An 11,194-nucleotide genomic window follows, 5' to 3' on the forward strand; every position below is an offset into this window, starting at 1 on the left:
TAACTTCCAATTTTTTATTATAATAGAGGTCAGAGGTAAAAAAATGAAAAAACAAGCTTTTAGTTCTGAACAATATTTGAATCTACAGCGCGACCACATTTTGGAGCGCATTAACCAATTTGACGGCAAGCTCTACTTGGAGTTTGGCGGCAAAATGTTAGAAGATTTCCACGCTGCTCGCGTTCTTCCTGGTTATGAGCCTGACAACAAAATCAAGCTCTTGCAAGAATTGAAAGAGCAAGTCGAGGTTGTAATTGCCATTAATGCTAGCAACATCGAGCATTCCAAAGCACGTGGTGACTTGGGCATTTCTTATGACCAAGAAGTTCTTCGTTTGATTGATAAATTCAATGAATTGGGAATTTTTGTTGGCTCCGTTGTCATCACACAGTACGCTGGTCAACCAGCTGCAGATGCCTTCCGCAACCAACTTGAGAAAAACGGAATTGATTCTTATCTTCACTATCCAATCAAAGGATATCCGACGGATATGGATCACATCATTTCTCCAGAAGGTATGGGGAAAAACGACTACATCAAAACCAGTCGAAACTTGATTGTCGTAACCGCTCCTGGACCTGGTTCTGGAAAATTGGCAACCTGTATGTCCAATATGTACCACGACCAAATCAATGGCATCAAGTCTGGCTACGCTAAGTTTGAAACCTTCCCCGTTTGGAATCTTCCCCTTCATCACCCAGTCAACTTAGCCTACGAGGCTGCCACAGCAGACCTTGATGATGTCAACATGATTGACCCTTTCCATCTTCAAACCTATGGAGAAACCACTGTCAACTACAACCGTGATATCGAGATTTTCCCAGTGCTCAAGCGCATGTTAGAACGTATCCTCGGTGAATCTCCATACGCTTCACCGACAGACATGGGTGTCAACATGGTTGGTTTCGCTATTACAGATGATGAAGCTGCTGTTGAAGCTTCTAAACAAGAAATCATCCGCCGTTACTATCAAACTGTTCTTGATTTTAAAGCCGAAAAAGTTGGCGAAGCTGCTGTCAAGAAAATCGAGTTGCTTATGAATGACCTCGGCATCACACCTGCAGACCGTAAGGTTGCTGTCGTTGCGCGTCAAAAAGCAGAAGAAACTGGCGGACCAGCCCTAGCACTTGAATTGCCAAGCGGAGAAATTGTCACTGGTAAGAACTCAGAACTCTTTGGCCCTACAGCCGCTGCTCTCATCAACGCCATCAAGAAATCAGCTGACATTGCTAAAGAAGTAAAACTAATCGAGCCTGAAGTTGTTAAGCCAATCCAAGGTCTTAAAATCGATCATCTGGGTAGCCGCAATCCACGCCTGCATTCAAATGAAATTCTGATTGCACTTGCTATCACAGCTACAGAAAATCCTGATGCTGCTCGTGCTATGGAAGAACTTGGCAACCTCAAAGGAAGCGAAGCCCACTCAACCATCATCTTAACCGATGAAGACAAGAATGTCCTTCGTAAACTGGGTATCAACGTAACCTTTGACCCTTACTACCAATACGACCGCTTGTATCGTAAGTAAAGATTTCAACCTCTCCACCCTCGGAGAGGTTTTCTCTCTGCCTCAAGAGCCGGCTTTATGTTATAATGAAATTAGAAAACTGAAAGGATTTACCATGTCAAAAGAAGTTATTGTTGAAAGTTTTGAACTTGACCACACCATTGTTAAGGCACCCTATGTTCGCTTGATTGGGGAGGAAAAAGGGCCAAAGGGAGATGTCATCTCCAATTATGATATTCGCTTAGTGCAACCCAATGAAGACTCTATCCCTACTGCTGGCCTTCACACTATCGAGCACCTCTTAGCAAAACTCATCCGTACCCGCATCGACGGCATGATTGACTGTTCACCATTTGGTTGCCGCACAGGCTTCCACATGATTATGTGGGGGCGCCACACCAGTGCTGAAATCGCATCTGTTATCAAGGATTCGCTCAAAGAAATCGCTGAAACTACTACTTGGGAAGATGTTCCTGGAACAACCATCGAATCTTGCGGTAACTACAAGGATCACAGCCTCTTTTCTGCTAAAGAATGGGCTAAACTCATCTTGGAACAAGGGATTTCAGACGATGCCTTTGAGCGCCATGTCATCTAATAATAAAAAAGAAACCAGCTTTTGAACTGGTTCCTTTTTTTATTTTCAAAATCTTGATTTAGGCTTTTTCACGAATGACCAAAACACCATCTTCCATGTCAGCTTCTAGGTGTTTAGCATCAAGATTATCCAAGTGGAAATCTGTCACTTTATCACGGATTTGTTGTTCAACCACACGACGGAGTGGACGAACACCCATAACTTCATCATATCCTTCTTCAGTCATGTATTCTTTAGCAGCTTCGCTCACTGCCAAGTCAATGTCTTTCTTAGAAAGCGTCTTGTTAACTTCAACCAACATCAAGTCCACAATCTTAGAAAGATCTTCTTTGCTCAAGTGTGAGAATTCGATGACAGCATTGAAACGGTTAAGGAATTCTGGACGGAAGTAAGGTTTCAAACGATCCATCAATTCTGGTTTATCAGCATCTTCTGTCAAGTTAGCTTCGTAACCAAAGCCTGCGTTTGAAGTTGCGATAATCACCGTATTCTTGAAGTTGACAGTGTTACCTTGACCATCTGTCAAACGACCATCGTCCAAAACTTGAAGGAGAAGGGTAATGACTTGAGGATCAGCCTTTTCAATTTCGTCGAGAAGGACGATTGAGTATGGATTGCGACGAACACGTTCTGTTAAGGTATTGCTATTGTCATCATAACCCACATAGCCTGCTGTTGTACCAATTAGCTTAGAAACGGCTGTTCGATCACTGTATTCAGACATATCCAAACGGATGATAGCATCTTTCGTTCCGAACATATCAAGAGCCAATTGTTTAGCCAACTCAGTCTTTCCAACACCAGTAGGACCTACAAAGAGGAAGCTACCGATTGGACGGTTACCTTCATCAAAACCAGCACGGTTACGACGGATAGCTTTTGCTACTGCTTCAACGGCCTTATCTTGACCAATAACTTTCGTCTGCAAACGATGACCCATATCTTTCAAACGTTCGATGTCCGTAGCCCCCATTTGAGATACTGGAATACCCGTCATACGTTCTACAGATTCAGCCACATCGTTGACACTTGCAGTCACTTTCATATCTTCTGTATGGTTTTCGATTTTCTTTTCCAATTCTGCAATGCGTGTTTTATAGTTTAGAGCTGCTTCAAAATCTTCTGCCTCAACTGCTTTTTCTTGCTTGTCTTTTTCTGCCTCAATTTCACGTTCAACAGCATGAACATCTGTTACTGGATGCTGAGCCGCCAAGTGAGCCGCCGTAACATCGACAAGGTCGATAGCCTTATCTGGCAAGCTACGTTGTGGAATATATTGAACAGAGTAATCAACGGCAGCTTTTAAGACTTCATCTGGCAAAATAACATTGTGGTGTTGTTGATAGAGATCACGAATTCCTTGAAGGATTTTAAAAGTATCCTCTGCTGAAGGAGCATTGACCTTGACTTCGTTGAAACGACGAGCAAGGGCTGCATTTTTCAAGATAGTATTACGGTATTCATCTTGAGTAGTTGCGCCAATCACTGTCAATTCTCCACGTGAAAGAGCTGGTTTCAAGATATCAGCAAGACCTTTAGACCCTTGACCATCACCTGTGCTACCAGCCCCAAGAATTTGGTGAATTTCGTCGAAGAAAAGGATAATATTTCCAGCTTCTTTGACTTCGTTTACCAAGTTTTGAATGTTTTCTTCAAAGCTACCACGGTATTGAGTACCAGCTTCAAGTCCAGAAATATCAATAGAAATGATTTCTTTGTTCTTGATTGCTGCAGGAACGTCACCGTTCACGATAGCTTGGGCCAATCCTTCTACTACTGCAGTTTTACCAACACCAGCATCACCGACGAGAACTGGATTATTCTTTGTGCGACGAGAAAGAATTTCAGAAGTTTCTTGGATTTCTTTATTACGTCCAATAACCGGATCTAACTTACCTTCACGTGCTTCTGCTGTTAAGTTACGTCCAAGTTTTGCAAGAATCCCATCTTGTTTCATACCTGAAGACTGTTGTCGCATTTGTCCATCAGCTTCTGCATTTCCTGGTAATTGACCAGTCGCACGATAGTGAGCAAATTCCTCAGGTGTCACTTCACGTCCATTAATCAAGTAGCGACGGTTTTCAGAACTATATCCTCGCATGCCACCCATCAATTGATTAAATAAATCATCCATGTTGTTAAAGTTATTAAAGTTGTTGTTCATATTCTTTACCTCTTTTTATTATTACTGATATTGACTATCTTTGACCTTTGTTTTAAAAAATTTAGACTAGCTAAATCGCTACTCTACGTACTATTTCTGGTTTTTCTTTTTCAAGCAGGAGTAGACTATCTTTACTTCTAAAGATTTCTAGATTAAACATAGACCCCACCTCTTTCTATTTTACTTTAAATAAGTGTTCTAGTAAGGTTTTCATTTACCTTACGTTCATAATATACTACATTAGTCAAAAAAGGTCAAGAGATTTGACTTTAATTGACCAATAAATTTTACAAAAAGAAGAACTAGCTTTTAACTAGTCCTTCTTTGTATTATTTTATATAATCTTAACTCAATGCATCCAAGGCATCCAAGGCATCATCCATTGAAAGAACTTCGTGGAATACACGTTGTGTCAATTCAGTTTTTTGCTCTGGAGTGAGGTATTTAGTGTTTACACAGTATCCAGAGATACGTACGATAACGTCTTCACCTGACATGATTTTTTCGTAAACATCGTTCAAGTCCATAACGTTCAAGTTAACGTGTTGTCCACCGTTTTCGAAGTAACCATCAAGGATTGTTACCAAGTTATCAACTTGTTCATCACGAGTCTTACCAAGAGCACGAGGTGAAACTTGTGTAGTCAATGAGATACCATCAGCTGCATAACTAAAGTCAAGGCTAGAAAGTGAGTTCAAGTTTTGCAACCATCCACCTTTAGCTTTGTTAGATGGGTTAGCACCTGGTGAGAAGAATTCAAGTTTAGACAAGTTCACAGAACCATCTTCGTTAAGGTATACACCTTTGTGGACTGGCGAGTTACCAGTTTGTTTAGAGTAAGCAACGTTAGATGTGATAGTCAAAAGTGATACTGTAGCTTCTGCGTCTTTGTAAAGTTTGTGGCTACGTAGACGAGTTGTGTAAGCTTCGATCAACCATTCTGCCAATTCGTTTGAACGTGGGTCATCTTCACCCCAACGTGGGTATTCACCGATTGTTTCGTAATCGTAGATGTAGCCATTTTCGTCACGGATTGGTTTAACTGTAGCGTATTTGATAGCTGACAATGTATCAACAGTGTTAGCAAATCCACAGATACCGAATCCCATGTTCGCACGTTGTTTAGTTGGCAAGAAGGCCATTTGAACAGCTTCGTAGTTGTACTTATCAGTCATGTAGTGGATGATGTTCAAAGCATCTACGTAAGTGTCAGTCAACCAGTCAAGAGATTTTTCAAAGTTAGCTTTAACTGATTCAAATTCAAGAACTTCGTCACGGATTGGTTCGATGTCAAATACTTTGTAATCTTTGTGAACATCGTCGTAACCACCGTTCAAACCAGTAAGAAGGGCTTTCAATACGTTTACACGCGCACCGAAGTACTGGATGTTGTGGCGTTGTTCTTCATTTTCTGGGTCAAGCGGAGACACACAGCATGAGATACAGCTCATTTCACCATATCCGTCTTTAGCCATTGTTGTTACACCTTCGTATTGGATAGAAGAGTGTTTGTGGCTCATGTGCATACAGTAGCGACGGAAGTTGTATGGCAATTTATCAGTCCAAAGAACTGTCAAGTTTGGTTCTGGAGAGTTACCGATGTTGTCAAGTGTGTTCAAGAAACGGTAGTCCATCTTAGTAACACGGTGACGACCGTCGTTACCCATACCAGCCATAGAAGTTGTGATGAAAGTTGGGTCACCTGAGTACAATTGGTCATAAGCTTTAGTACGAGCAAATTTAACTGTACGAAGTTTCATAACGAAATCATCAACGAATTCTTGGATTTCTGATTCAGTAAATGTACCACGAGCAAGGTCACGTTCTGCAAAGATGTCCAATACGATTGGCACACGTCCTAGGGATGTAGCAGCACCGTTGATAACACGGCAGACAGACATGAAGGCGATGTTAACCCATTGGATCGCTTCTTTAACGTTCATCGCTGGTTTGCGAACATCAACTCCGTAAAGGTCACCCAAGCGAACAACTTGTTGCAATGCTTGGTATTGAAGGTTGATTTCTTCACGAAGACGGATTGTTTCTTCATCGATTTCTTCGATTGCATTCCAGTCGTTTACTTTTTCTTGCATCAAGTAGTCTGCACCGTAAAGAGCAAGACGTGCGTAAACACCGATGATACGTCCGCGTGAGTATGCATCTGGAAGACCAGTTACAGTGTGAGCGTGACGAGCGCGACGAATGTTTGAAGTGTAAGCACGGAAGATACCGTCGTTAACTGTTGTTACATATTTAGTGAAGATTTCGTGAACAGCTGGGTCTGGTTCGTATCCATTTTCTTTCAAAGTAGTTTCAGCCATACGGATACCACCTTTTGGCATGAAGTTCAATTTGAAGAGTTCATCGTTTTGGATACCAAAGATAACTTCATTTTCTTTGTCGATAAATCCTGCAGGGATATCAGCAATAGATGTTGGACGAGTGTCCATTGGGAAACGAGTTTCTTCGTAGTGAGCCTTAGTTTCTTCTACAATCTTTTTGATGTGAAGTGAACGTTCTGTTGGTCCTGCAAGGAAGCTTTCGTCTCCATCGTAAGGTGTGTAGTTAGCTTGTACGAAGCGTGATACACTTGCTTTTTCTTTCCAATCTACGCCTTTGAAGCCTTCCCAAGCTTTGTCAAAAATATCTTGTGCTTCAACAACTGTCTTAACAACCATGTTAATGTCCTCTTTTTTCTTTCTAGTAACAGTCATCTGTTACATTCATGAGACAAGTATACCACACAGTAACCGATTTCAACAAGTGGAAAAGGCCTATTTTTACACTTTCTTTTCTAAAACAGTCTATATTTCGCCCTAAACTGTATTATATTTTTGAAAAAGCGAAGTCCTTTTTTCTTTTTTTCAGAAAAAAGGGTATAATAAAAGAAAATAAGCTGTAAAAAAGGTGCTAGGTATGTTGATTTTCCCCTTATTAAATGATTTGTCAAGAAAAATCATCCATATTGACATGGATGCTTTTTTTGCTGCGGTGGAAATCAGAGATAATCCTAAACTCAGAGGAAAACCTGTCATTATCGGCAATGACCCTCGGCAAACAGGTGGGCGTGGTGTCGTTTCCACTTGTAGCTATGAGGCGCGAGCTTTTGGTGTCCATTCAGCCATGAGCTCTAAGGAAGCCTATGAGCGTTGTCCCCAAGCCGTCTTCATCTCAGGAAATTATGAGAAATACAAATCTGTGGGACTCCAGATCCGAGCTATCTTTAAGCGTTATACAGATTTAATAGAACCCATGAGCATTGACGAAGCCTATTTGGATGTAACAGAAAATAAACTCGGTATCAAGTCAGCAGTCAAAATCGCTCGCCTCATTCAAGAGGATATCTGGCAAGAACTCCATCTAACTGCTTCTGCTGGTGTTTCCTACAACAAGTTCTTAGCTAAAATGGCTAGCGATTATCAAAAACCACACGGTTTGACAGTGATTCTACCTGACCAAGCTGAGAATTTTCTCAAACAAATGGATATTTCCAAGTTTCATGGAGTAGGAAAAAAGACGGTGGAACGTCTTCATCAAATGGGCGTTTTTACTGGCGCTGACCTACTTGAAGTCCCTGAAGTGACCCTAATAGACCGTTTTGGCAGATTGGGCTATGACCTGTATCGAAAGGCTCGAGGTATCCACAATTCCCCAGTCAAATCCAATCGCATCCGTAAGTCAATCGGTAAGGAGAAAACCTATGGAAAGATTCTCCGTGTCGAGGAGGACATCAAAAAAGAGCTGACTCTTCTATCAGAAAGAGTCGCTCTCAATCTCAGTCAACAAGAAAAAGCTGGAAAAATTGTCATTTTGAAAATCCGCTACGAAGACTTTTCAACTCTTACTAAACGAAAAAGTCTGGCCCAAAAAACACAGGATGCTAGTCAGATAAGCCAAATTGCCCTGCAACTCTATGAAGAGTTAAGCGAAAAAGAAAGAGGTGTCCGCCTATTGGGGATTACCCTGACTGGATTTTAAAACCTTGAAGAGCTGCCCCTTCAAGGTTTTTCTTATACAAATAAACGAACAAAGCTATAAAGTAGCAAGACACTACCAAGCACGATACGGTATTTACCAAAAAGAGTAAAGTCGTGTTTTTTTACATAGCTGGTCAAGAAGCGAATAGCGACCATGCTGACTGCGAAAGCGACTCCCATGGCAACCAAGAGCAAGAACAATTGCCCGAAGTCCAAGAGTTGTCCTGCTTTTACAAATTTGAAAATCTTTAAGGCACTGGCTCCAAACATAACAGGAATCCCTAAATAGAAGGTAAATTCTGTCACAACAGAACGACTAGTTCCATTCAACAAACCACCGACAATCGTTGCTCCAGAACGGCTTGTCCCTGGTAAAAGGGCAAGAACTTGGAAGAGGCCGATATAGAAGGCTGTCGTATAAGGAAGCTTATCCAACTCTGTTACACTTGGCTCGATAGCACGCACTTTATTGCGCTTTTCCAAATAGATAAAGGCAATCCCATAGATAATCAACATGAGAGCAACTGAAACCATATTATGGAAGTGAGTATCAAACCAATCATCAAACTTAAATACAGCAAGCAAAGGTAAAGTAGCTACAAGAACTTTAGACCACAGTTGCCAAGTTCGACGAACTTCCTGCTTGTCTTTACCCGGTTTAAAGGGATTGAGCTTATTAAAGTAAATCACCATAACCGCCAAAATCGCACCAAGCTGAATCACGACATTAAACATGGACATAAAGACTTCATTTTGATTTTGGTATTGGATAAATTCCTCTGCTAAAATCAAGTGACCTGTACTTGAAATCGGCAGCCATTCCGTAATTCCTTCAACAATACCGAAGAAGATAGATTTTAAAATTTCAATAAGATACATAGATTACTCCTTTTTTCTATCTTCCATTATAGCATATTTTTTTAGTCTGTGACAGTTCTCTTTAAAAGGCACCGATACTGCCACCGCCTCCACCTCCGGAGAAGCCACCGCCAGAACTTCCATTTCCAGAAGATACGGAATAGGTACTTGCTGTGTTTGCGATGCTGGCATAATGGCTCATTTGCGCGCTTGAATGATAAAACATACCGTGCCAGCCATAATCTACATAGAGATTAATATCTGGATTTCCCACTTTAATCTGATGAACCTTCATCAAATGGCTGACCTTGTCCGCATAGCCAAATAAAGTCGCATAGACCAAGAGGCGGTTCCAGACCACAATACTTTCCAGCTCAGCCTGATCCAATCGTGCAATCACACGCAACATATTTTCAAAACTAGTCCAGAGATAGTAGACTTCTGCCCCTGCTTCATTTAGGACACCATCACGATTATCTAGTCGAAGCTTCCAATAATAGAAAACAGCCAAAACTAAACCTAGAAAACCAAGTATTGGCAAGGGGATGTAAAGATATCCATAAACGTCCAAACTGTACAAGAACAAACCAAATCCGATAAATAGGGGCAAGATAGTGGAAATACCCATCCCCACTTGCAAGGCCTTTTCCCCACCAGTTAAAGGACGGTAGTAATCCGGAAGCCCCCAGAAGGTAACTCTATTTCTCACTCCTTCTTGCATCTGGTTCAATACTTCTTCAAAAGAAGATTTGAGCTGACGCCCCTTTGCTTGAATCCGTTTTTCATCAGAGACTTTTGCTCTACGATAAAGACTATCAGATACCTTGTAATTCGCAAACAAATTGGAAAGAGTTTCTTCTTTTTTGCCTGAAAAAGCCAGATTTAGACAGTCTTTCTCAAAGGTTGACAAACCATCTTCTTTTACTAGCCTCAAACCAACTGCATCTCCTTCTGAAATGATAGAGACATTCCCACGGTCTATCACATCTAGCAAGGTAGCTTGAATAAGTTGATCAAAGGTGAATTTTCCAGCTCCCTTGACCAAGGGACTCACTTCCTCCAAGGAGGTCGAGTAGACTGCTTCTGATAAAACCATAGGCTCTAATTCCATTGGTGGTTCATAGATACGATGATTTTTGGCATATTTGACCGAAGGAGTGGTCTTTCTTCTATAAATAAAATAGAAACAGACACTTAATAACAAGGAGATAGAAAGTATCAAAGGGAAGACCCAGGTAACGAGTTGTTTACTTTGCTCTTTTTCTTTAAAAATCGAGTCTTCTATCTTATTAAATTCTTCTAAACGATTTCCTTTCAATCCCTGATCCCTAGCGCTAGCAAAATCAGTTCGAGGCCAGTAGGCATGCAATTCAACTCCACGCTTAGGCGGAAGATTGTCTAAACCGATAGTATAATCAAGGTTACTCTTTTCAATCGTTCCCTCTCTAAAAAGTTTCCCTGTATGGAAAAAGAGTTTTTCAGCCCTCTTGTCTCCCCTTACATGAAATTCAAATTTCCCAATAGTCCCTGAACTATCTGTCAGAGGTTGCCAATTTAATTCAGCGATATCATCATAAAGGAAAAGCAAATTCTTTAAGTTCCAGATAAGGTCAACTTCAACTGTGTCGCCTTCCTGGCCTGGATTATAGACTTTAACAGTATAACCATCTGCTCCTTCTATCACTTCGCTAGTAACGTCTGCTAGTTCAGCACCATTTTTCGCAACCTGAACCTTTGGATGAGGATCAATGTCAAATCCGCTAGGCATCTTGCCAGCACGTCCAAGTCCCACGATTTGCCCCTTAAAGTCCTCCTCAAACTGGTAAACTATCTTCTGTCTAAATTCTGCCGTATTGTCTGCATGAATATACAAATCTCCTTGATAAGAGTTTATCTTAAAATCAATGGCAAAAACAGAGAATGGCAGAAGGCAAAACAAGCCTAACACTAGTAAGAAAAAAGTTTTTTTCATCAACTAAGCCCCCTTTTTATCTTTGCTATTATTATATCATTTTTTCTCAAGTAAGGGCTTACCTATATTGAAAAATAGAGTTTTTTTCGATAAAATAGGAGACAGTTATTTTTTAATA

General features: G+C 40.9%; 7 protein-coding genes. 3 read left to right on the plus strand and 4 right to left on the minus strand.

Features of this window, described 5'->3' with window-relative positions:
- Positions 1 to 43 precede the first annotated feature (43 nt).
- Together DXN33_RS04500 and DXN33_RS04505 are read left to right on the plus strand one after the other, a co-directional pair.
- Positions 44 to 1,528: a DUF1846 domain-containing protein gene (locus DXN33_RS04500; protein ID WP_101785401.1), complete on the plus strand. Its 1,485-nt coding sequence runs from the start codon at positions 44 to 46 to the stop codon at positions 1,526 to 1,528.
- Between the two features lie 94 nt (positions 1,529 to 1,622).
- Positions 1,623 to 2,105 (plus strand): S-ribosylhomocysteine lyase, encoded by a 483-nt coding sequence (locus DXN33_RS04505; RefSeq protein WP_115904485.1) that lies wholly within the window; start codon positions 1,623 to 1,625, stop codon positions 2,103 to 2,105.
- Between the two features lie 58 nt (positions 2,106 to 2,163).
- On the opposite strand, the gene DXN33_RS04510 is transcribed toward DXN33_RS04505, so the two are convergent.
- Positions 2,164 to 4,269, minus strand: a complete 2,106-nt coding sequence (locus DXN33_RS04510; protein ID WP_115904486.1) for an ATP-dependent Clp protease ATP-binding subunit — start codon at positions 4,267 to 4,269, stop codon at positions 2,164 to 2,166.
- A 344-nt stretch (positions 4,270 to 4,613) separates the two neighbouring features.
- A complete protein-coding gene (pflB, locus tag DXN33_RS04515) occupies positions 4,614 to 6,947 on the minus strand; it encodes a formate C-acetyltransferase (RefSeq protein ID WP_115904487.1) in 2,334 nt (777 codons plus the stop codon).
- 238 nt (positions 6,948 to 7,185) lie between these two features.
- Here pflB and dinB point away from each other — a divergent pair, with 238 nt between their 5' ends.
- Entirely contained in the window at positions 7,186 to 8,247 is a 1,062-nt protein-coding gene (gene dinB, locus DXN33_RS04520) for a DNA polymerase IV (RefSeq protein WP_115904488.1), read from the plus strand.
- Between the two features lie 32 nt (positions 8,248 to 8,279).
- Here dinB and DXN33_RS04525 read toward each other — a convergent pair whose 3' ends face one another.
- Together DXN33_RS04525 and DXN33_RS04530 are read right to left on the minus strand one after the other, a co-directional pair.
- The gene (locus DXN33_RS04525) at positions 8,280 to 9,125 is read right to left on the minus strand and encodes an undecaprenyl-diphosphate phosphatase (RefSeq protein ID WP_049510904.1); all 846 of its coding nucleotides are present in this window, start codon (positions 9,123 to 9,125) and stop codon (positions 8,280 to 8,282) included.
- Positions 9,126 to 9,186: 61 nt separating this feature from the next.
- A complete protein-coding gene (locus DXN33_RS04530) occupies positions 9,187 to 11,076 on the minus strand; it encodes a DUF2207 domain-containing protein (protein WP_115904489.1) in 1,890 nt (629 codons plus the stop codon).
- Positions 11,077 to 11,194 lie beyond the last annotated feature (118 nt).

It is taken from the genome of Streptococcus sp. NM (assembly GCF_003390135.1).
Taxonomy (GTDB): domain Bacteria; phylum Bacillota; class Bacilli; order Lactobacillales; family Streptococcaceae; genus Streptococcus.

Coding starts and splice junctions, on each gene's coding strand:
- DXN33_RS04500 (WP_101785401.1), top strand. CDS start 44: ATGAAAAAACAAGCTTTTAGTTCTGAACAATATTTGAATCTACAGCGC.
- DXN33_RS04505 (WP_115904485.1), top strand. CDS start 1,623: ATGTCAAAAGAAGTTATTGTTGAAAGTTTTGAACTTGACCACACCATT.
- DXN33_RS04510 (WP_115904486.1), bottom strand. CDS start 4,269: ATGAACAACAACTTTAATAACTTTAACAACATGGATGATTTATTTAAT.
- pflB (WP_115904487.1), bottom strand. CDS start 6,947: ATGGTTGTTAAGACAGTTGTTGAAGCACAAGATATTTTTGACAAAGCT.
- dinB (WP_115904488.1), top strand. CDS start 7,186: ATGTTGATTTTCCCCTTATTAAATGATTTGTCAAGAAAAATCATCCAT.
- DXN33_RS04525 (WP_049510904.1), bottom strand. CDS start 9,125: ATGTATCTTATTGAAATTTTAAAATCTATCTTCTTCGGTATTGTTGAA.
- DXN33_RS04530 (WP_115904489.1), bottom strand. CDS start 11,076: ATGAAAAAAACTTTTTTCTTACTAGTGTTAGGCTTGTTTTGCCTTCTG.